Below are 19980 nucleotides of genomic sequence, written 5' to 3' on the forward strand. Positions count from 1 at the left end.
CGGAGGAATGCGGAGCAGGGAGACTTGTACGGCTTGACCCGAGAATGCCCTATGATCGCGTTGAGCGAACTCTGTTAATGTCGCCGGAAGTTGAAGCATTTTTGAATGCTGAAGTTGATGAGTTTGAGCTCGAGAAGCGAGCGCGTTTGCGGGCTGATCTTGAAGGTTTTGTGGCCGGCAACGTGGTATTGGCAAGTCTCAAGCCGCTCAAGAAAAGCCGGGAATGCTTTATTGCGAGGGTCTATCCGGAGGGGGATGGTGTTTGGTGCATCAGGTGCTTAGCGCCAAGTCCCGGCTATCGCATATTTGGAGCATTTGCGAAGGTGGACGTTTTTGTCGCATTGCATGTTGTGCCCAGAGACTGGCTCGGAAATTTTCTGGAAGAACATGGTTTTATCAGTTCATGGCGGAATGAAGTTCGTCGCACTGTGAGGTGGTGGGTTAGGCATTTCCACCAGTACGAGAAGTTAAAGGGAGCGGAACTCAATGAGTTCCTGTCTAGGTGTTTAGATGCCGCAAGATGAAGCAATTGAAACGCTGTCAAAGGTGGACAAAGCTTATTTCGGGCAACGTGCTAGAAATGCTTGGTCTAATTATATTCTCGAGCGATTTGCCAAAGCTGAATCTGATGGGCTGACGAAGGCTGAGTTGGCGAGAAGGATTGGGAAGAGGCCTGAGCAGATTTCCAGGATACTAAGTGCGCCTGGGAACTGGACTATTGAAACTATTCAGGAACTCTTGCTTGGAATTTGCGCTGAAGAAATCGTTCCAAATTCTCGGTCGATTTTTGATGAGACTATTCGAAATTATTCAGGGCCAGAATGGACGGAAGTTTCTTCCAGATCAATTGTAGTTGTGAAAACCAGTTATCGTGACGACTTGGTTCGTCGTAGCGATGTCGTTATGACGTCTAGTAAATTCTTTAAAGGCGAACTGGGAGCAGAACATGGCTAGCAGTATTGAATTTAAAGATGCAGTGTTTTGCGATGATATTCGTGAGGAGAAGTCTGGAAAGCACGTTTTGGTTGGAGTTTATCCAGAAGCTGTTGGGTTTGATAGTTTGCCTAAAACGGTCAATTTAAGCGCTTTTGTAACTTTTAGGGGGTTGGTGGAGGCTAAGTTTGAGGTGAAATTCCGATGTCGAATTAACGATGCCCCGCTAGAAGTTCATGCTCAAGGGCAGATGGAGTTGGAGCACGCAAACCAAGAGAATTTATCTCAGGGTATAGTTATTCCATGCCCGCCAGTCGAGATTAAAGAGGACTCGGTTCTCTATATTGAGGGCTGCGTGAGTGATGAAGATTGGATTGAGTTGGCAGGCTTGCGTGTTTTCAAAAAGTAAACCGCCGATTTCTGTCTGAACTCGCCAGGGTTTCCAGCTTTTGACCCCGCTTCCCCACAGCTAATCCTGCGCTGCGACCCTGCCGTGCCAGCCCTGTGCGCTATAGTGATTGCTGACCGAATCACGAGGCGTTGAGACATGGGTGAGCATTTCGATCCCGATGGCGGGCATATCGTCGAGGAGAAGTTCGATGAGGCGCTGTCCAAGCGCTATCTGGCCTATGCGCTCTCGACGATCACCCAGCGGGCCCTGCCGGATGCGCGCGATGGTCTGAAACCGGTCCACCGGCGTCTCATGTACGCCATGCGCGAGCTGAAGCTGAACCCGGATCAGGCGTTCAAGAAGTCGGCGCGTGTGGTCGGTGATGTGATCGGTAAGTATCACCCCCATGGCGACCAGTCGGTCTATGAGGCGCTGGTGCGTCTCGCCCAGGATTTCGCCTCGCGCTATCCACTGGTCGAGGGGCAGGGTAATTTCGGCAATATCGACGGCGATAGCGCCGCCGCCATGCGATACACTGAAGCCCGCCTGACCAAGGCCGCCGAGCTGCTCCTGTCCGATATCGAACACGGCACGGTGGATTTCGAGGAGACCTATGACGGGTCCGAGCGTGAGCCGCTGGTCCTGCCGGGCGCTTTCCCGAACCTTCTGGCCAATGGCTCCACCGGGATTGCCGTGGGTATGGCGACCTCCATTCCGCCGCACAATGTCGCCGAGCTGTGTGCAGCGGCCACGGCGCTGATCGACAATCCGGAGACAGAGACCGACGCGCTCCTGAAGCATGTCCAGGGGCCGGACTTTCCCACGGGCGGCACGATCGTGGAGCCGCCGGAAGCCATCCGCGAAGCCTATCTCACCGGACGGGGCGGGTTCCGCGTTCGCGCCAAGTGGGAAAAGGAAGACCTCGGCCGCGGCACCTGGCAGGTCGTGATCACGGAGATCCCCTATCTCGTCCAGAAGTCCAAACTGGTCGAGCGCATCGCCCAGTTGATGGACGCCAAGAAACTGCCCCTGCTGGATGATGTCATGGACGAGTCCACCGAGGACATCCGTCTCGTCCTGGTGCCCAAGTCCAAGCTGGTCGATCCGGACATGCTGATGGAGAGCGTGTTCAAGCTGACCGATCTGGAAAGCCGGATCTCGCTGAACATGAATGTGCTCGACCCGACCGGCACGCCGCGGGTGATCGGGCTCAAGGAAGCGCTGGAAATCTGGCTGGAACACCGCCGCGAAGTGGCCGTGCGCCGGGCGCAAACGCGTCTGGCCAAGGTGGAAGACCGGTTGGAAGTCCTGGCCGGCTATCTCATCGTCTATGCCGATCTGGACGAGGTGATCCGCATCATTCGCTTCGAGGATGAGCCCAAGGCCAAGCTGATCGAGACCTTCTCCCTGTCCGAGCGCCAGGCCGAAGCCATTCTCAACATGCGCCTGCGCGCCTTGCGCAAGCTGGAAGAGCTGGAAATCCGCAAGGAGGACAAGTCCCTGCGTGCCGAACGCTCCGAGCTGAAGGCGCTGATCGGTTCCACCGAGAAGCAGTGGGAGAAGGTGCGCGGCGAAGTGGCCGAGGTCGGTGACTACTATGCCGAGACCACGCCGCTGGGTAAGCGCCGCTCCATCTTCGGTGAAGCGCCGGACATTGCCGGAGACGCGCCCATCGAAGCCTTTGTTGTCCGCGAGCCGATCACCGCCGTCCTGTCCGAGAAGGGCTGGGTGCGCGCGCTGAAGGGGCATATCAACGACGTCACCGAGCTGAAATTCAAGGAGGGTGACCGCTCCGCCTTTGCCGTGAAGTGCGAGACGACGGACAAGCTCCTCATGTTCGCCACGGACGGGAAATTCTACACGCTGGAAGCCTCCAAGCTTCCCGGCGGGCGCGGCCATGGCGAGCCGGTACGCCTGCATGTCGACCTGCCCGATGATGCCGCGCCGATCGGCCTGTTCAAATATGATCCGGAACGCACGCTTCTGGTCGCCTCGACGGGGAATACCGGTTTCCGCATCCAGGAGAAGGATTGCGTCGCCATGAAGAAGGGCGGCAAGCAGATCCTCAATCTGGTCGAAGGCAGCGAGGCGCTGCTCTGCATTCCGGCCATGGGCGACACCTGCGCCGTGATCGGCGAGAACAAGAAACTGCTCGTCTTCCCGCTCGAGGAAATCCCGATGATGTCGCGCGGCAAGGGCGTGCGCCTTCTGGGCGGCAAGGGCGCCTTGCTGGCCGATGCCACGACCTTCTCGTCCGAGGAGGGGCTGACCTGGCTGGACGGTGCCGGACGCCGTTTCAATCTGGACGACTGGCATTTGTGGACCGCCAAGCGGGCCCAGGCCGGCAAGATGGCCCCGCGGGGCTTCCCGCGCTCACTCCGCTTTGCCCCGCGCGGCTCGGAATTCCTCGCTTCACAGGCGAAAGCGGAATAGGTAACACTCAACCAGTTGGTTGCATCGACAGGAGTTTGTCATGGACGCCGGACTTATCGTTTTGATCTTGCTTATCGGCCTCGGCATTGTCCTGGTCGTCATCTACAACCGGCTGGTCGCCCTGCGGCAGACCTGTAACCAGGCCTGGGGCGATATCGACGTCCAGCTGAAACAGCGCCATGACGTGGTGCCCAATCTCGTCGAGACCGTGAAGGGCTATGCCAAGCATGAGCAGGAGACGCTGGAGAACGTCATCAAGGCGCGTCAGACCGCGATCGATGCGACGTCGGTGAAAGGCTTGGCCGAGGCCGAGAACATGCTCTCCGGCGCCCTGCGCCAGCTCTTCGCCCTTTCGGAGAGCTATCCGGACCTGAAAGCGAACGAAAACTTCCTTTCGCTGCAGAACGAGCTGGCCGATCTGGAGAACAAGATCGCTGCCGCCCGCCGCTTCTTCAACAATGCGGTCAATGAGTACAACACCTCGCTGGAACAATTCCCCGCCGTGGTGATTGCCAACTCCTTCGGCTTCAAGTCGCGCGACTATTTCGAAGCCGGCGAGAGCGAACGCGGCGCCCCGAAAGTGCAGTTCTAGGCCATGTTCCTGGGCGCGACCGGACTTCGCTCCCATATCTGGAACAACAATCTCAAATCCGTCCTCCTGCTGGCCGGGTTTCCGGTCCTGCTGATCCTTCTGGGACTGGCGGTGACCTGGCTGATGGTGGGCATGGCAGACCCCTCTGCCGTTTCCGGCGGCAAGGGCGGCGCTGCGGCCGGGTTCTGGCAGGCCGAACTCCAGCGCCTGCCGATGATTGCCGCCTGGTCACTGGGTCTGGCCGGCATCTGGTTCGTGATTGCCTGGTTCGCCCACCAGGCCATGATCAATGCCGCCACCGGCGCGCGTCCGGTGACACGGAAACAGGAGACACGCGCCTACAACCTCCTGGAAAACCTGTGCATCTCGCGCGGCATGACCATGCCGAAACTGGCTGTCATCGAGACACCGGCGCTCAATGCCTATGCCTCCGGCCTGCATGAGGGCCAGTACACGGTGACGCTGACGCGCGGCCTGATGGAACGGCTCGATGATGCGGAACTGGAAGCCGTCATCGCCCACGAGCTCTCCCATATCCGCCACAAGGATGTTCGCCTCCTGGTGATCGCGATCATCTTCGTTGGCATCATTTCCTTCGTGGCCGAGATCGTCTTTCGGCGGATTTTCTGGTTCGGCCTGCGTGCGGGTGGCGATCGGCGCTCTGGCGGCCGTTCGGGCGGTCTGGTGATTGTCGCGGCGATTGCCATCCTGGTCATCGCCTATGTCCTGGCCATCGCGATCCGCTTCTCCCTGTCACGCCGGCGCGAATACATGGCCGATGCGGGTGCAGTGGAACTGACCCATAATCCCGACGCCATGATTTCCGCCCTGCGCAAGATTTCCGGCCATGCCGATATCGAGGACGCGCCGGACGAGGTCCGGGAAATGTTCATCGAAAACCCCAAACAGGGCTTCATGGGCGTTTTCGCTACCCATCCGCCGATCCCGAAACGGATCGAGATGCTGGTGAAATATGCCGGCGGGACGCCGTCGCTGGGCCGGAGCAGCGTGCCGGAGGTATGAGATGAAACAAGGCTGGAAGACCTGGGCTTGTGCGGCCCTGGCGGGACTGACCGTCACAGCCTGTTCCACACCCGGTTATCGCACACTCAATCCCAGCTGCGTGGAGCCTTTCCCCGACGCGAAATACAATCGGGACGGCCACCAGGACACGACCTATATCGTGGCTGTCATGGCCGGGCGGTCGCCGCGGGAGGCGGCACTCCTGTCTTTCTACAATGAGGCCGCGGATGATCTGGCCTGGCGCTTTGCGGCGCCGCAGGTGAGTGTCTGGGCGAGTTTCGGCGGCTGGACCTACCGGCACCGCATTGTCGGGGTGCTGCATTCCCTGCATGGCGGTGGACCGGAGGCTGTAGACCAGCGCCGCCGGGACCTCGCGCGCGCCCTGTCAGGCCGCCCGGTCGGGGCGCATGACACGGTCTGGCAGAGCGGGCTGATCATCCACGCGCTGGGCGACAGTTTCGCGCATACCCGGGGCGAATACGGGCAGGGCGAGGCCTATGGCGAGCTCTATGGCCATCTGCTTGATGGGCATGCACCGGACTATGTCGCGATGCGACCGGCGGTCTATCAGGCCTATATCGAGCATTTGTACGAAGCGCTGGCGGTGCCGGGGTCCGAGGACCGGGCGGCGTTCGAGGCTTTTGCGGGGCGCATGAATGACTTGCCGGCCGGCGTCGACCATATCGCCCTGCATGCGGAGGCGATCCGGGCCGCGCGCGGTGATGTCGCCCCGGCACCGCGCCTGGATTGCGATGCCCTGGCCGGGCGTTTGACCCTGCGAGAGGTCAGCCGGTTCCTGCGCGAGCTGGAAGCCGGGTTCCGGCCCGATTGAGCGCCTAGCGTCCCGGCAGGGGGCCGAATTGCAGGATCAGCCAGCCGGCGACCGCTTGCAGACCGAAGCTGATATAGCCGGTCGGCAGGGTGAATTCCGGATTGCCGATGATCAGGATCCAGCCGGAGACGTGCAGCATCACATCCAGGATGAAGGCGGGCAGGAACCAGTCCGGCTTCCGCCACAGGAAGACCAGGCCGGCCAGCAGGACGCCGATGCGCAGGATGGGCGCGATGCGGGACCAGTTTGGCGTCAGCTCGTAGAGCCTGACGGAGCGGTCGGCATTCAGGGTGAGGTCGGGGCGGCCGATTTCGATCAGCAGGATCTGGATCGAAAAGAAGAGGGGAATGACCAGCAGGGCGCACACCATGCCGGTGAGAATCCAGACTGGCGGTTGTCGGGCCGGATCGGCCATTCGCAAAATCCCCAGACGTCCGTAAGCCGACCCTAGAGGTTTTGCCGTCCGGCTTAAAGCCGCAGCGGGTCAGCCTTCGGATGACGGTGTCTCGTCCGCATCGTCATCCTCCTCTTCCAGAAGCCCCGCATAGGTCTCGCGGAAGAGGTACCAGACCGAGCTGAACAGCGCGGCGATGACGGGGCCGAGAATGATGCCCACAGCACCGAACAGGGTAAGCCCGCCCAGGGTGGAGATCAGCACCATGAGGTCGGACATTTTCGCGTCCTTGCCGACCAGGATGGGGCGCAGGATGTTGTCGGACGTACCGACGAAGACGGCGCCCCAGATGACCAGGCCGGCGCCGGGAATGTACTGCCCCGTCCCGATCAGCCACGCGGCGGCCGGAATCCAGATCAGCGGCGGGCCGATCATCGGGATGATGGACAGGAGAGCCGCGATCGCGGCCCAGAAAATCGCGCCGGGCACGCCGGCCACGAACAGGCCGATACCGGTCAGCACACCCTGGACAATGGCGATCAGGAAGGAGCCCTTCACCGTGGCGCGGATGGTCGACAGGGCGCGTTCGGCGAGCAGGTCGCGGCCTTCCTTCGTCATCGGCAGGAGGGAGACGGCAGATCGACCCAGGGACTGGCCGGACATCAGGAAATAATAGAGCGCATAGATGAGGATGAAGGTGTTCAGCGTGGCGATCAGGAAACCGCCCGTGCCCGCGCGCAAGGAGTTCACAAGGATGCGGCCCACCGTGCCGGCCAGATTGCCCAGCTGGGCCGCCACGCTGGCCTGGTATTCGATCAGCTCGTCGCGGAAGGGCAGCCAGTCGGGCAGGCCGGTCAGACCGTCCTGACGGATCCGGCTGACCTGTTCCTGCACCCAGGGTGAGACCATTTGCGTGACTTCAATGGCCTGGTCGGCGACGACGCCCAGCAGGATGGTGGCAGGAATGACAAAGGCGAGGACCGACACGGCAACCAGAAGGCCGGCTGCCAGTCCACGGCGGTCTCCGAACAGTTTGGCCAGCCAGGCATGGGGCGGGGCCAGGAAGAGTGCCAGCACGCCGGCCAGGAAGAGCGCAGCCAGATAGTCCCGGATCATCCAGACGAAGAGGCCGGAGATGATCAGGGCCAGCGCCGCGATAAAGGCGCGTTGGAGCTCGATCTTGCGGTGCGGACTCATGACTCAATCATAGAGCATGTTCGGCAGGCCCGTGGCCAGCCAGGGCAGGGCGGCGACGGCCAGAATGGCCAGGATCTGGATGATCACGAAGGGAATGGCGCCGCGATAGATATCCATCGTCTTCACGCTCTTGGGGGCGACCCCGCGCAGGTAGAAGAGGGCAAATCCGAAGGGCGGGGTCAGGAAGCTGGTCTGGAGATTCATCGCCATCAGCACGCCCAGCCAGACCGGATCCACGCCCATCATCAGGAGGATGGGCGCGACGATCGGCACCACCACGAAGGTGATCTCGATGAAGTCCAGGAAGAAACCGAGAATGAACATGACCAGCATGACCACGGCCAGCGCTCCGAACACGCCGCCGGGGACGGACTGGAGCGCATGGGCGACCGTGTCATCCCCGCCCAGCTCCCGGAAGATGAGCGAGAAGAGCGACGCGCCGATCAGGATCACGAAGACCATGGCGGAAATGGTTGCCGTGGAGGACATGACCTCGTCGAGCACGCCGGAGCGCTTCAGCCGGATCAGGCTGAGCCCGGCACCGGCCAGGGTGATAAGGCAAAGCAGGCTTGCCGCGGCCATGCCGGGCAGTCCGAGATCGCTGACGAAATAGCGCTCGCCTGTCACCAGGTTGGGAATGATCACCAGCGCGATTAGGGCCACCAGTGAGAACAGGCCGGCATAGGCGAGCAGTTGTCCGCGCGCGGGATTGCTGTCGGATCCGGCATTGCGGGCGCCGGCGATGAAGGTCGCGCCGACGGCGCCGACCCCGGCCGCTTCGGTCGGCGTGGCCAGTCCGGCCAGGATGGAGCCGAGCACGGCGATGATCAGGGCGAGCGGCGGGACCAGGGCATGCAGGATGGCCCCCCAATCGGCCTTGAGCTCGTTGCGCGGCGTGGCGGGGGCGCTCTCCGGTTTCCAGATCGCCATGACGATCTGGTAGGCGATGTAGAGACCGACCAGGAGCAGGCCCGGGATCAGGGCGCCGGCGAAAAGATCGCCCACGGAGACAATGTCGGGCGAGAAAATGCCTTGGGCGCGCTGGGCCTCCTGATAGGCGTTGGAAATCTGGTCCCCCAGCAGAACCAGGACGATGGAGGGCGGAATGATCTGTCCCAGCGTGCCGGAGGCCGCAATCGAGCCGGCGGCCAGGGCCGGGTCATAGCCGCGCTTGAGCATGGTGGGCAGGGACAGGAGGCCCATGGTCACCACGGTCGCGCCGACAATGCCGGTGGAGGCAGCCAAGAGGGCGCCGACGACCACGACAGAGATTCCCAGACCGCCGCGCAGGGAGCCGAAAAGGGCGCCCATGGCTTCCAGCAACTCCTCGGCAATCTTGGACTTTTCCAGCATCACGCCCATGAAGACGAAGAGCGGGACCGCGACCAGGATGGAGCGGTCCATCTCCATCAGATTGCCGTAGATGCGCTGCGGGAAGGCGCGGAAATGGATCGGGTCGAACAGGTTCAGACCGATACCGATCAGCGCGAAGACGAGGGCCACGCCGGCGAGGGTGAAGGCGACCGGATAGCCGCGCAGCAGCGCCGCGAAGGCGGCGATGAACATGAGGAAGGGCAGGAGTTCGATGAACAGGGTCATGCTCAGACGTCCGCCTCCAGCGAGGCCGGAAGCTCCGGCGTCTTCTGGTCGGCCAGGGTCATGGCAGCGCGCGCAGCCATGGCGACCCCCTGGATGATCATCAGGATGGCGAACAGGGGAATGGAGGTTTTCAGAAGGAAAACAAAGGGCAAGCCGTCACTCTCGCGGGATCGCTCGAGGATGCGCCAGGCCGAGGCCATGTATCCGGTGGAGGACCAGAGGATGAGGGCACTCATCGGGATGAGGGCGAGATAGGTGCCGAACAGATCGATCCAGGCCTTCGCCTTGTCGGAGGCCTTGGAATAGAAGACATCGACCCGGACATGACCGCCACTGAGCAGGGCGGAGGCCGAGGCGAGCAGGAAAAGCAGGGCGTGCATGTAGATCACGCTCTCCTGCAGCTTGGTCGAGGCGAAGCCGAAGACATAGCGCTGGACCACGATCAGGGCGGTGACCACGACCAGGCCGAGGGCGAACCAGCGCGCGGCGCCGCCGATGGACCGGGTGACCGTCTCTATCAGCCGGATAAGCCGCTCATGCAGGGTCCAGACAAGACCGCGCATTTTAATGAAACGGCCGAGAATTCCGGTGATCAGGGGCAGGAAGACGAGAGGCGCCAGGACCAGGCCGATGCGTCCGGCCCAGAGGCCGATCATGTGGGCGATGCCGGGCAGGTTCTCCTGCGACCAGCCGGCCACACCCCCGCCCGTGATCCCGTCGAGCAGGACGAGGACCAGAGAGAGACCGAGACAGGCCAGGATCAGGCGATCGCCGTCACGCATCGTCTAGCGACCGAGCACGCGTTCGCGTTGGGCCATGTAGGGGAGTTCGGAAATCCGGCCCCAGCCGCGCATCTTGTTGCGGGCATCGAGATAGCTCTCATAGACCTGCTGCGTGAACGGATCGGCATTGCCGGTATCGGCGACGACCTGTTCGGAAATCTCGCCGATTCGGGTCCAGATCTCGTCGGAGAACTGGCGCAGTTCGACGCCATGCTCGTTGACGAGGACATCGAGGGCCAGACCGTTCTGGTACTGGAATTCGGCCAGGGAGAGATTGTTCGCCGTGCGGCAGGCCGAGGCGATGATCGCCTTGTGATCGTCGGCCAGGCCGTCCCAGACGCCGCGATTGATGCCGACGCCGAGGCAGGAGCCCGGCTCGTGGAAGCCCGGACCGTAATAGAAGGGGGCCTCGCGGTAGAAGCCGAAGGCGAGGTCATTCCAGGGACCGACCCATTCGGTGGCGTCGATCGTGCCGTTCTGCAGGGCCGGATAGATCTCGCCGCCGGAGAGGGTGACGGCCGCGCCGCCGAGCTCGCGCAGGACATTGCCGCCCAGGCCCGGAATGCGCATGCGCAGGCCTTGGAAATCGTCCAGCGTGTTGATCTCGCGCTTGAACCAGCCGCCCATCTGGTGGCCGGAATTGCCCGCCTGGAAGGGTTTGATGTTGAACTGGCCGGACAGTTCGTCCCACAGGGCCTGGCCGCCGCCATATTCCACCCAGCCCATGATCTCATAGGCGGTCATGCCCATCGGCACGGCGGTGAAGAAGTTGAAGGCCGGCGATTTGCCCTGCCAGTAATACTCGGCGCCATGATACATGTCCGCCGTGCCTTCGGAGACCGCGTCAAAGGCTTCGAAGGCGCTGACGATCTCGCCGGCGGCATAGACGCGCACTTCCAGCGAACCGCCGGACATGCGGTTGATATAGTCGGCGACATTGTTGGCGGCGGTTCCCAGGCCCGGGAAATTGGCCGGCCAGGTCGTCACCATGCGCAGGCGGGTGACGCCGCGATTGACGGCCGGCGCGGCCGGGCCGCTGCTCTCCTGACCGGTCTCGCCGCAAGCGGTCGCAACGGTGGCGGCAGCGATGGCACCACCGCTGATGAATGTACGTCGATCCATGTCTGTCTCCCCCGGGGAACGGCTCCTGACCCCTCAGGCCGTGCCTTATTCGTCCTCGTCGCCCTCATGGTTATCCAGTTCGGACAGGGCCTGCCAGCCCGAGGGCGTCAAAACTTGCAGCGGCTCGTACTGGGCCTTGTAGTTCATCTTGCGGCTGTCGCGCACCCAATAGCCCAGATAGACGAAGGGCAGACCGGCGGCTTCGGCCTGACGGACCGCGTCCAGGATGATGAAGGCACCCAGGCTGCGGCGGTCCTGGTCGGCGTCGAAATAGGAATAAATCAGCGACAGCCCGTCCTTGAGGACATCGGTCAGCACGCAGGCCGTCAGCTCTCCCATGTCATCGCGATATTCCGCGATATGGGTCCGCTGGGCGCCTTCCTCGGCCATCATCACATATTCGCCGAAGGACATGCCCACCATGTCGCCATCGCCATGCCGGCTTTCCAGATAGCGCGAGAGCAGGTCGAATTGTTCCAGCGTCGCCGTCTGGGCCTCGGTCGACACGGTGAGGTCCGCATTGCGGTTCATGATCTTGCGCCAGCGCCGTTTCCAATTGAACTCGGCGACGTCGATCCGCACGGATTTGCAGGCGTCACAGGCTTCGCAGGCCGGGCGGTATAACACGCCCTGGCTGCGGCGGAATCCGGCATGGGTCAGCGCGTCATTGAGCGCCGGGCCTTCCCCGACATCGATGCGGGTAAAGACTTTCCGTTCCCACCGGCCCGGCAGGTAAGGGCAGGGCGCGGCGGCTGTCAGGAAGAAGGGAATCTGGCGTGTCGCAAACGGATGGGTCACGGGCCGGTCTTCGTTTCAGCTGCTTCGTGGACAGACTAACTCAGGTCCATCCAAACGCGTAGAGCACGGATATGTAAATCGTGAAGGCCAGCCAGAACAGGATGACCATGGGCGCGCCCGCCCGGATATAGTCGGAAAACTTGTAGTGGCCCGGGCCCATCACCAGAAGATTGGTCTGATAGCCGATCGGTGTGGCGAAACAGGTATTGGCCGCGAACAGGACGGTCAGGGCAAACAGGATCGTATTGTCCGAACCGATCTGGTTGGCGGCGCCCACGGCGATGGGCGTGAACAGGATCGCCGTGGCACTGTTGGACAGGAAGTTTGTCAGCACGGCGACCACGATGAAGAGGGCCGACATCAGGGCGACTTCCCCGAAGGGCGCAAACACCCGCACCACGGCGGAGGCCAGCAGATCCGCCCCGCCGGTATCCTGGAGTGCGGTGCCCAGGGCGATGGCGGCGCCGATCAGCAGGAAAACCTTCATGTCGATGGCGCGGGCGGCCTGGCGGGTGTTCAGACAGCCTGCGGCGATCATTGCGACCGCGCCCAGGAAGGACGCGACCACGATCGGGAGCAGACTGGTCGCCGCACTCAGCACGACAGCGCCGAAAATGATCCGGGCGGCCGTGGTCCGGCGCGGATCGGCCAAGGCCTGGGTGGCCCATTCCATCAAGAGGAGATCACGGTCGGCGCGCAGCTGGCGCATGGAGTCTGCCGACCCGAACAGGAGCAGGGTGTCGCCGGCTTCCAGGCGGATCTCGCCCATGCGCGAGCGGATCATGCGGCTGCGGCGCTGGATGCCCAGCACGATACAGCCGGTGGCATGACGGAAACCGATCTGCTGGATGGTGCGGCCGATTAGGCGCGAACCCGGGGCCACCACAGCCTCGGTCATCATCAGGGTCTCACCCGGGTTCGGATTGTCACCGGGGCCGGTCGTGGCCAGCATGCCGCGCATGAAATCGGCGCGCTTGGACAGGAGGCTGGACAGGGTCTGGCGTGTGGCCGCGACAATCACGAGATCGCCGGTTTTCAGTTCGATCTGGTCGAAGGGCGGGAGCAGGGCGTGCTCTCCGCGCTGGATCATGCGGACGGTCATGTCCGGCAGGTCGGAAAACATGCCCATGACCGGCTTCTTGCCGACCAGCGGGTGGTCCGAGGTGACCTCCAGCTGGGCAATATATTGGCGACCCTTGGCCCCGCCGGCGATTTCCGACTCCATCGTGTCCCGGTCGGGCAGGAGGCGCGGCAGCACCAGCACGATATAGATCAGCCCGACACCGGCCAGGTAGAGGCCCGGCCCGGTCGGGGTGAAGAAATTGAGGTCGATCTCGGAGATCGCCCGCAATTGTTCCGCCACCAGAAGGTTGGTGGAGGAGCCGATGAGCGTGGTCATGCCGGCCAGGATGCAGACATAGCTCAGCGGGATGAGGAGTTTGGACGGGCTCTGTTCCATCCGGTGGGCGATGGCGACCAGGATCGGCACGAACATGACCACGACGGGCGTGTTGTTGATGAAGGCCGAGACCACGAAGGCAAAGGCGAACATCATGATCAGCGTCAGGGTCGGGCGCTGGTCGTAGGAAGACAGGAGAAACTGGGTCGGCCCCTCCATCGCGCCGGTCTGGAAGATACCTTGGCCCACGATGAGAAGGCAGAGAATCGTGAACAGGGCCGGATTGGCGAAGCCCGACAGCATGCGCGCGGACCAGTTCACGTCTTCCTGTCCGGCCAGTTCCACCGGGAAGAGATTGAAGAAGAGCAGAAGCAGGGCGACGATGCCGGCGGACACCATCTCGATCGGAAAACGATCCCAGATAAACAGGGCCACGGCGATCAGCAGACCGCCCAGTATTGCCCACATCTGCCAAGCGCCGAGCGCCGCGAATTCAGCCGCCAATTCACTCATCTCGATTTCGGGAAACAGAGGTTCGGTTCATCCGTCTCCAGACGCTATCATGCGTCCGGCGGAGTTGCGAAGCCTTTCCTTGAAACCGGTGTGTATTGCGCTGGGACTAGAGCTCGTGCCCGTTGGGCAGAACCGGCGCTTCCCGCAGCAGGACAATGGAAATGCGGCGATTGCCCGGCATGTAGGGATCGTCCGGATACAGCGGTTCGGACCCGGCCTTGCCGCGCACTTCATAGACGCGGTCATTGGAGATTCCGGCACGCTGCAGCACGGCGCGGGCCGCATTGGCGCGGTCGGCGGACAATTCCCAATTCGTGTATTCCAGATTGGTGGCCGGGGCGCTGTCCGTGTGTCCGGCAATGGAAAGCCGGTTGGGCAGGCGTTCGGCGATCCGGGCCACGGCGCGCAGTAGGGTGACGGCGCGGTCATTCGGTTCCGTGGCACCCGGATTGAACATCGGACGGCCTTCCTGGTCGATCAGCTGGATGCGCAGGCCTTCCGGCGTTTCGTCGACAAGAATGTGGTTGGACAGTTCGGCCAGTTCCGGCATGTCCTGCATGGCCTGGCGCAGCGACATGGCGGCAGAGTGTAGCTGGGCCGCGTCACGGCGCTGCTGGGCTTCCGCGAGGGCAGAGGCCTGAACCGTGGTCTCCGATTCTTCCATCGCCTCGGGCGAGCCCTCCGGCTGTTGCTGGCGATCGCGGTCATTGAGTTGCGGCGCGGTCGGGGCCAGGCGCTGGCGCATGGAACTGTCGCCGGAACCCTGGACACCGTCATCGCCCGGAGCCGTGCCGGCCAGCGGGGCGCCGGAACCGGAATTGGCCGGCGAGACGCTGGCGGGTGCGAAATAGTCGGCAATGCCGCGCTTTTGTTCCGGCGTGGTGGTATTGATGAGCCACATCAGAAGGAAGAAGGCCATCATCGCGGTGACGAAGTCGGCATAGGCAACTTTCCAGGCACCACCATGGTGTCCGCCGCCGCCGCCTTTTACGACTTTCTTGATGACAATCGGCTGATCCTTGGCCGCCATGTCCACCCGCCTTGTTTCTAGGTCCGTCTCTCCTGTAGACGGTTAGCGTTAAGGCCAGGTTTCATTCCTGATTTCCGAAAGGACCCGCATTGACCGACAGCCGTTCCTACCGTGACGCCCTCGGGCGCTATCCGACCGGGGTCACCATTGTCACCACCTATGTGGAGGGCAAGGCGATCGGCATGACGGTGAATTCCTTTGCCTCGGTCTCGCTGGACCCGCGCCTCGTGCTGTGGTCGGTGGAGCATGGCACGGACCGCTACAAGCGTTTCGTGGAGGCCCAGGACTATGCGATCAATGTGCTGGCCGCCGACCAGGCCGGGCTGGCGCATGCCTGTGCCATCGAGCCGGACCTGCGGGCTTGCCATGCGGAATGGCAGGGCGAGACCGCGCCGCTGATCGAAGGCTGTGTCGCGCGCTTCGTGTGCCGCCAGCAGTCTCTTGTGACCGCCGGCGACCACGACATCATCATCGGCGAAGTCACCGATTTCGACACGCCGCGTGATGTGTCCGCCCTGGTTTTCTACACCTCGAACTATTGCGAGCCGGGCTGAAGCGTCAGCACGCGCGTGCCTTGCGGCGGCGCATCCGCCGTCCAGCCCGTCGGGATTTCCAGATACTCACCGCGGCCCCAGAGCGGGGCGAGGTCGTCATAATGGCGCGACAGGACATTGCCGGACTGGCCGGTGGTGATCATGAAGCGTGACGCGTCCGGATCCGCCAGGTCATAGAGCGCCCGGTAGGAGGCGCCGTGGAAGACGGAATAGCCCGGCGTGCGGTAGGAATAATGGGCGACATTCACCGTCGCGCCATCGCCCGGAATGGGTGTGGTGATGGTGAAGACATCGGACAGGACCGGGAAGTCCGAAAACGGCGTGTGGGCGTGGCGGGCGTAATGCACATCGCCCCAGCGCCAGGCGGTGATGTCGCGGCCCTGGCTCTCTGCGGTCGTCGCCATGGCCCGGTCGAGGGCCGGTCCCAGAAGGCTCTGGCAGGTCTCGGTGGCCTCGGTGGTGATATCATCGCACCAGGCGGACAGATCCCCGGTCAGCACATCCATCAAGAGGACGCGGCGGTCGGCATACCAGCGCGGAAAGAGCGTGCCGAGATCATCGGCGTAGACGGCCCGGTTCAGCTCGCGCACCCAGGCGGCATAGATCAGCGGTTCCGGCCGGTCGACGACCATGTCGCCATCCCAGCCTTCCAGTTCGGCCAGGGCGTTGACGCCCAGTTCGCTGGAGGGTTCCGCCGTCATCAGGACGGGCAGGATGCGCAAGGCCATGTCCGAGACCGTGTCGATCTGCAGCGCCGCCATGGAGTCCATGTCGTGAACGGCTTGGGACTCGATCCCGTCATAGATGCGCCGGATGCGGGACACGCCATACCACTCACTGGTCAGATAGTGCGGATAGCCGTCCGGCACGATCTTGTTGTTAGCGGTGGCGATGAAGCCGCGGTCCGGATTGCGGGTATGCGGCAAGTCCTCGAAGGGAATGGTGGAGACCCAATTGCCGTCCTCATCCCGGACCGGAATGCGCGAAGGAGCGTAAAAGCCGATATCACCGTCACGGGACGCAAAGACGATATTCTGCTGCGGGGCGACGAAGCCGCGGACCGCATTGACGAAATCATCCCAGTCTTCCGATGACAGAATGTGCAGGCCGACCCCCGTCGTCGCATCATCCGGCTCGTCCAGCATCCATTGCAGGGCGAAGAAGTCGGCTCCTTCCGGCACCTCATAGTCGAAATGTTCCGGATCCAGCACCGGGCCGGTGGCGGTCTCGCGGCGGGTGATCGTGATGTCTTCGCCGAAGCGGACCTTGATGTGTTCCTCGCGCTCACCGATGACGGCATCGGCCGTGACGGGGTGCAAATCACCGACATCCGGGCCGGTATTGGTGAAGCCCCAGGCAATGTCGTCATTGCGCCCCAGCGTCACGAAGGGCGTGCCGGGCAGGGTGGCACCGACAGCGCTGCCGTCGGGCGTGGTCAGGCGGGCCAGATACCAGATGGCGGGCGCACGCAGGCCCAGATGCGGGTCATTGGCCAGGATGGGCAGGCCGGACGCGGTGCGCTCGCCGGACAGGGCCCAGTTGTTGGAACCGTCGCGGCCATTGTCCTCGGGCCCCTGGACCGGGGCGGCTTCCTCGATCGCCGGCAGGTCCTCGCTGAGACCGAGATCGGCCATGGACAGCGAGCGCGGCGCGTCGTCCGGATAGCGGCCGATGAATTCCTCGGCACGTTCGGCACCCAGTTGTTCGTCCAGCGCGGCGCGGGCAGGCTCGCCGAAGGCATTGCCGAACAGGTCCAGCGCGATCGCCTTGTAGACGACGACCGTGTCGGCGGGTGTCCAGGGTTCCGGCGATGCCATCAGGATCTGGAACTCCGGCGGCGGCACGAAGCCGGGCGCCTCGATTACGGCATTGACGCCATCGGCATAGGCTTCCAGCGCGGCGATGACATCATCGGGCAGGGTGGCGACGGCCTCGTCGGCGGCGTCGCCCAGCCCCATTGTGCGGAAGAAGATGTCCGTCTCCACAGCCGGCGGCCCGATCAGTTCGGCGACCCGGCCGCGCAGGGCCCGGCGGGTGATGTCCATCTGCCAGAGCCGGTCCTGGGCATGGGCCACGCCCAGCGCGTAATAGGCGTCATGGCCGGTGCTGGCGAAGATGTGGGGGATGCCGTGTTCGTCGCGGATGATCTGGGCTTCGTCCTCGAGACCCGCCAGCACCCATTCACCCTCGGTCTGGGGCAGGGAGGCGTAGAGCCGGTTGCCGATCACCAGCGCGGCGAGAATGAGGACGGCGGCCAGTCCGGCCAGGGTCCAGGCCGAATAGCGTAGAAGACGTGCGATCATGATGACTTGCTCCCCGAATGCCGGGAGACTAGCAAGGGGTTGATCAAATGGGGAGCCGCCAATGTCACGCTGTACCTTCCTGGGCCTCGGGGTCATGGGTTATCCGATGGCCGGTCATCTGGCCGCTGCCGGACATGAAGTGACGGTCTGGAACCGCACGTCCAGCAAGGCCAAGGCCTGGGCCGGCCAGCATGGCGGCCAGGCCGCCGACACGGTCGAGGCGGCCGTCGCCGAAGCGGATTTCGTGATGGCCTGTCTGGGTGATGACCCCGATGTCCGCGCGGTCGCGGAACAGGCGATTCCCGCGATGAAGCCGGGCGCCATCCTGATCGACCACACCACCGCCTCGGCGGAGCTGGCCCGCGATCTGGACCTGGAAGCGCGCGAGGCCGGGATCGGCTTTCTCGATGCCCCGGTCTCCGGTGGGCAGGCGGGCGCGGAGAATGGTCAGCTGACCATCATGTGCGGCGGCGAGGCGGACACTTTCCAGCGCGCAGAACCGGTCATGGATGCCTATGCCAAGGCGATGTCGCTGATCGGACCGGCGGGAGCCGGCCAGCTGTGCAAGATGGTCAACCAGATCTGCATTGCCGGCATCGTCCAGGGCCTGTCGGAAGGCCTGCACTTCGCCAAACGCTCGGGCCTGGACCCGGAATTGGTGATCGGGGCCATTTCCAAGGGGGCGGCCCAGTCCTGGCAGATGGAAAACCGCTGGCAGACCATGGTCGAGGACAAGTTCGATTATGGGTTTGCCATCGACTGGATGCGCAAGGATCTGCGCATCACGCTGGAAGAGGCCCGACGCAATGGGGCGCGCCTGCCGGTCGCGGCCCTGGTCGATCAATTCTATGCCGATGTGCAGGCCATGGGCGGAAACCGCTGGGACACGTCCAGCCTGATCGCCCGTCTGGAGCGCGATCTGTGACCGAGGATGGCCGCCTCATCCGCACCGATCCGGTGGCGATGGGTGTCTGGAAGCGCCTGACGGCGCAGTTCGCGACCTGGCGGCTGATCGTGTTTGCCAGCTTCACCAAGCGCGCGCTCAACATGATCGCCAATGACCAGTTGAGCATTCTCAATGAGGCGACGCACTGGAAGATCGGTCTGGGCCTGCTCGGCGGGCTGAATGATGACCAGGTCGATTTCCTGCTCGCCTATGCCCGCATCAATGCTCGCAAGGTGGACCGGCTGTTTCGGGCCACAGCGCTGATATTCGTGTCGATTCCCGTGGCCGGCATTTTCGGCCTGACCGAGCTGGATCCGGAGATCTGGGACCGGCTGGGGTTTGAACAGTCGGAAACCCTGATCGTCGTTCTGGGCGCCTGGATGGCGTTGGCGGGCCTGATGATGGCCGCCGCCTGGCGGGCCCAGGAATTGGCGGACCTGATCGAGTTCGAACAGGCCCGCCGCCAGTTCGACGCGGCCAAACAGGCAAAGGCCCCGGCCGAATGAGCGTCGAGACCCTCTTTCTCTGGCTGGACTATGCCGGGATCGGCTTCTTTGCCTATTCCGGTGGCATGCTGGGCGCGCGCAAGGCGCTGGACCCGTTCGGCGCCGCCATTGTCGGGGCGGTCACCGGGATGGGCGGCGGCACGCTGCGCGATGTCCTGCTGGGCGAGCTGCCGGTCTACTGGATCGAAGAACCCAATTATCTCGCCGTCGCCCTGGGCGGCGCCTTGCTGGGCTATTTCACCTCGCCCTGGGCCCAGGCCATCGCGACACGCCGTGCCGCCCTGATCTGGGCCGATGCGATCGGGCTCTCCGTGTTCTGCGTCATCGGGGCCCAGGCCGGCCTGGCTGCCGGCGCCCATTGGACCATCGCCCTGCTGACCGGGATGATGAGCGCGGCCTTCGGCGGCCTTTTGCGCGACATCATCGTCAATGACGTGCCGCTCATCCTGCGCGAGGACATTTACGCCCTGGCCGCTCTGGCGGGGGCGGCGGCCTATGTGGCGGGGATCGCGCTGGGCCTCAATCCCAGTCTCGTCACCCTCGGCTCGGCCATTCTGGCCCTGGTCCTGCGCGGCTGTGCCATCCAGTTCAAATGGTCCCTGCCGGCGATCAAGCTGGGGGAGTGAGGGCTCT

20 protein-coding genes are annotated in these 19980 nt (G+C 63.2%); 11 read left to right on the plus strand and 9 right to left on the minus strand.

From position 1 onward, the window contains the following. Window positions 1–44: 44 nt before the first annotated feature. From FCS99_RS00935 to FCS99_RS00965, 7 genes are all read left to right on the plus strand, one after another. Entirely contained in the window at window positions 45–524 is a 480-nt protein-coding gene (locus FCS99_RS00935) for a hypothetical protein (protein WP_138509613.1), read from the plus strand. After that, the gene (locus FCS99_RS00940; protein WP_138509615.1) at window positions 511–954 is read left to right on the plus strand and encodes a helix-turn-helix domain-containing protein; all 444 of its coding nucleotides are present in this window, start codon (window positions 511–513) and stop codon (window positions 952–954) included. The genes FCS99_RS00935 and FCS99_RS00940 overlap by 14 nt, the downstream gene beginning before the upstream one ends. Beyond that, a complete protein-coding gene (locus FCS99_RS00945; RefSeq protein WP_138509617.1) occupies window positions 947–1342 on the plus strand; it encodes a hypothetical protein in 396 nt (131 codons plus the stop codon). The genes FCS99_RS00940 and FCS99_RS00945 overlap by 8 nt, the downstream gene beginning before the upstream one ends. 138 nt (window positions 1343–1480) lie before the next feature. Beyond that, window positions 1481–3757 carry a DNA topoisomerase IV subunit A gene (gene parC, locus FCS99_RS00950; RefSeq protein ID WP_138509619.1) on the plus strand — a complete coding sequence of 759 codons (2277 nt, stop codon included), beginning with the start codon at window positions 1481–1483 and terminating at the stop codon, window positions 3755–3757. Window positions 3758–3797: 40 nt separating this feature from the next. Then, window positions 3798–4349, plus strand: coding sequence for a LemA family protein (locus tag FCS99_RS00955; RefSeq protein ID WP_138509621.1), 552 nt, complete (start codon window positions 3798–3800; stop codon window positions 4347–4349). Between the two features lie 3 nt (window positions 4350–4352). Then, entirely contained in the window at window positions 4353–5372 is a 1020-nt protein-coding gene (locus tag FCS99_RS00960; protein ID WP_138509623.1) for a M48 family metallopeptidase, read from the plus strand. 1 nt (window position 5373) lies between these two features. Further along, the gene (locus FCS99_RS00965; protein WP_138509625.1) at window positions 5374–6204 is read left to right on the plus strand and encodes a hypothetical protein; all 831 of its coding nucleotides are present in this window, start codon (window positions 5374–5376) and stop codon (window positions 6202–6204) included. A 4-nt stretch (window positions 6205–6208) separates the two neighbouring features. Here FCS99_RS00965 and FCS99_RS00970 read toward each other — a convergent pair whose 3' ends face one another. The 8 genes from FCS99_RS00970 to FCS99_RS01005 form a co-directional block, all read right to left on the minus strand. Next, complete coding sequence (locus FCS99_RS00970; protein ID WP_138509627.1) at window positions 6209–6619, minus strand: hypothetical protein; 411 nt, start codon at window positions 6617–6619, stop codon at window positions 6209–6211. Window positions 6620–6688: 69 nt separating this feature from the next. After that, window positions 6689–7795 carry an AI-2E family transporter gene (locus FCS99_RS00975; protein WP_138509629.1) on the minus strand — a complete coding sequence of 369 codons (1107 nt, stop codon included), beginning with the start codon at window positions 7793–7795 and terminating at the stop codon, window positions 6689–6691. A gap of 3 nt (window positions 7796–7798) precedes the next feature. Further along, a complete protein-coding gene (locus tag FCS99_RS00980; RefSeq protein WP_138509631.1) occupies window positions 7799–9394 on the minus strand; it encodes a TRAP transporter large permease in 1596 nt (531 codons plus the stop codon). A gap of 2 nt (window positions 9395–9396) precedes the next feature. Then, window positions 9397–10176 (minus strand): TRAP transporter small permease subunit, encoded by a 780-nt coding sequence (locus FCS99_RS00985; protein WP_138509633.1) that lies wholly within the window; start codon window positions 10174–10176, stop codon window positions 9397–9399. Window positions 10177–10179: 3 nt separating this feature from the next. After that, window positions 10180–11298, minus strand: a complete 1119-nt coding sequence (locus FCS99_RS00990; protein WP_138509635.1) for a TRAP transporter substrate-binding protein — start codon at window positions 11296–11298, stop codon at window positions 10180–10182. Window positions 11299–11343: 45 nt separating this feature from the next. After that, the gene (locus tag FCS99_RS00995; protein WP_138509637.1) at window positions 11344–12096 is read right to left on the minus strand and encodes an arginyltransferase; all 753 of its coding nucleotides are present in this window, start codon (window positions 12094–12096) and stop codon (window positions 11344–11346) included. 40 nt (window positions 12097–12136) lie between these two features. Then, entirely contained in the window at window positions 12137–14008 is a 1872-nt protein-coding gene (locus FCS99_RS01000) for an SLC13 family permease (protein ID WP_138509639.1), read from the minus strand. 106 nt (window positions 14009–14114) lie between these two features. Next, window positions 14115–15038, minus strand: coding sequence for a flagellar motor protein MotB (locus FCS99_RS01005; RefSeq protein WP_138509641.1), 924 nt, complete (start codon window positions 15036–15038; stop codon window positions 14115–14117). Between the two features lie 89 nt (window positions 15039–15127). Between FCS99_RS01005 and FCS99_RS01010 the strand changes: the two genes are divergently transcribed. After that, the gene (locus FCS99_RS01010) at window positions 15128–15592 is read left to right on the plus strand and encodes a flavin reductase family protein (RefSeq protein WP_138509643.1); all 465 of its coding nucleotides are present in this window, start codon (window positions 15128–15130) and stop codon (window positions 15590–15592) included. On the opposite strand, the gene FCS99_RS01015 is transcribed toward FCS99_RS01010, so the two are convergent. Next, the gene (locus tag FCS99_RS01015; RefSeq protein WP_171036192.1) at window positions 15574–17895 is read right to left on the minus strand and encodes a penicillin acylase family protein; all 2322 of its coding nucleotides are present in this window, start codon (window positions 17893–17895) and stop codon (window positions 15574–15576) included. The genes FCS99_RS01010 and FCS99_RS01015 overlap by 19 nt on opposite strands. Window positions 17896–17956: 61 nt before the next feature. On the opposite strand from FCS99_RS01015, the gene FCS99_RS01020 reads away from it, so the two are divergent. From FCS99_RS01020 to FCS99_RS01030, 3 genes are read left to right on the plus strand one after another with little or no spacing between them, the layout of a single operon-like run. Further along, on the plus strand, window positions 17957–18820 hold the full coding sequence (locus FCS99_RS01020) for an NAD(P)-dependent oxidoreductase (protein ID WP_138509647.1): 864 nt from the start codon (window positions 17957–17959) through the stop codon (window positions 18818–18820). Further along, on the plus strand, window positions 18817–19347 hold the full coding sequence (locus FCS99_RS01025) for a hypothetical protein (protein WP_138509649.1): 531 nt from the start codon (window positions 18817–18819) through the stop codon (window positions 19345–19347). The genes FCS99_RS01020 and FCS99_RS01025 overlap by 4 nt, the downstream gene beginning before the upstream one ends. Then, a complete protein-coding gene (locus tag FCS99_RS01030; protein WP_138509651.1) occupies window positions 19344–19973 on the plus strand; it encodes a trimeric intracellular cation channel family protein in 630 nt (209 codons plus the stop codon). Before FCS99_RS01025 ends, FCS99_RS01030 begins: the two co-directional genes overlap by 4 nt. Window positions 19974–19980 lie beyond the last annotated feature (7 nt).

Source organism: Maricaulis alexandrii, assembly GCF_005871165.1.
In the GTDB taxonomy this organism is placed as follows: Bacteria; Pseudomonadota; Alphaproteobacteria; order Caulobacterales; family Maricaulaceae; genus Maricaulis; species Maricaulis alexandrii.

Excerpts from the sequence above, each read along its gene's own strand:
- FCS99_RS00935 (WP_138509613.1), top strand. The coding sequence starts at position 45 with ATGCCCTATGATCGCGTTGAGCGAACTCTGTTAATGTCGCCGGAAGTT.
- FCS99_RS00940 (WP_138509615.1), top strand. The coding sequence starts at position 511 with ATGCCGCAAGATGAAGCAATTGAAACGCTGTCAAAGGTGGACAAAGCT.
- FCS99_RS00945 (WP_138509617.1), top strand. The coding sequence starts at position 947 with ATGGCTAGCAGTATTGAATTTAAAGATGCAGTGTTTTGCGATGATATT.
- parC (WP_138509619.1), top strand. The coding sequence starts at position 1,481 with ATGGGTGAGCATTTCGATCCCGATGGCGGGCATATCGTCGAGGAGAAG.
- FCS99_RS00955 (WP_138509621.1), top strand. The coding sequence starts at position 3,798 with ATGGACGCCGGACTTATCGTTTTGATCTTGCTTATCGGCCTCGGCATT.
- FCS99_RS00960 (WP_138509623.1), top strand. The coding sequence starts at position 4,353 with ATGTTCCTGGGCGCGACCGGACTTCGCTCCCATATCTGGAACAACAAT.
- FCS99_RS00965 (WP_138509625.1), top strand. The coding sequence starts at position 5,374 with ATGAAACAAGGCTGGAAGACCTGGGCTTGTGCGGCCCTGGCGGGACTG.
- FCS99_RS00970 (WP_138509627.1), bottom strand. The coding sequence starts at position 6,619 with ATGGCCGATCCGGCCCGACAACCGCCAGTCTGGATTCTCACCGGCATG.
- FCS99_RS00975 (WP_138509629.1), bottom strand. The coding sequence starts at position 7,795 with ATGAGTCCGCACCGCAAGATCGAGCTCCAACGCGCCTTTATCGCGGCG.
- FCS99_RS00980 (WP_138509631.1), bottom strand. The coding sequence starts at position 9,394 with ATGACCCTGTTCATCGAACTCCTGCCCTTCCTCATGTTCATCGCCGCC.
- FCS99_RS00985 (WP_138509633.1), bottom strand. The coding sequence starts at position 10,176 with ATGCGTGACGGCGATCGCCTGATCCTGGCCTGTCTCGGTCTCTCTCTG.
- FCS99_RS00990 (WP_138509635.1), bottom strand. The coding sequence starts at position 11,298 with ATGGATCGACGTACATTCATCAGCGGTGGTGCCATCGCTGCCGCCACC.
- FCS99_RS01000 (WP_138509639.1), bottom strand. The coding sequence starts at position 14,008 with ATGAGTGAATTGGCGGCTGAATTCGCGGCGCTCGGCGCTTGGCAGATG.
- FCS99_RS01005 (WP_138509641.1), bottom strand. The coding sequence starts at position 15,038 with ATGGCGGCCAAGGATCAGCCGATTGTCATCAAGAAAGTCGTAAAAGGC.
- FCS99_RS01015 (WP_171036192.1), bottom strand. The coding sequence starts at position 17,895 with ATGATCGCACGTCTTCTACGCTATTCGGCCTGGACCCTGGCCGGACTG.
- FCS99_RS01020 (WP_138509647.1), top strand. The coding sequence starts at position 17,957 with ATGTCACGCTGTACCTTCCTGGGCCTCGGGGTCATGGGTTATCCGATG.
- FCS99_RS01030 (WP_138509651.1), top strand. The coding sequence starts at position 19,344 with ATGAGCGTCGAGACCCTCTTTCTCTGGCTGGACTATGCCGGGATCGGC.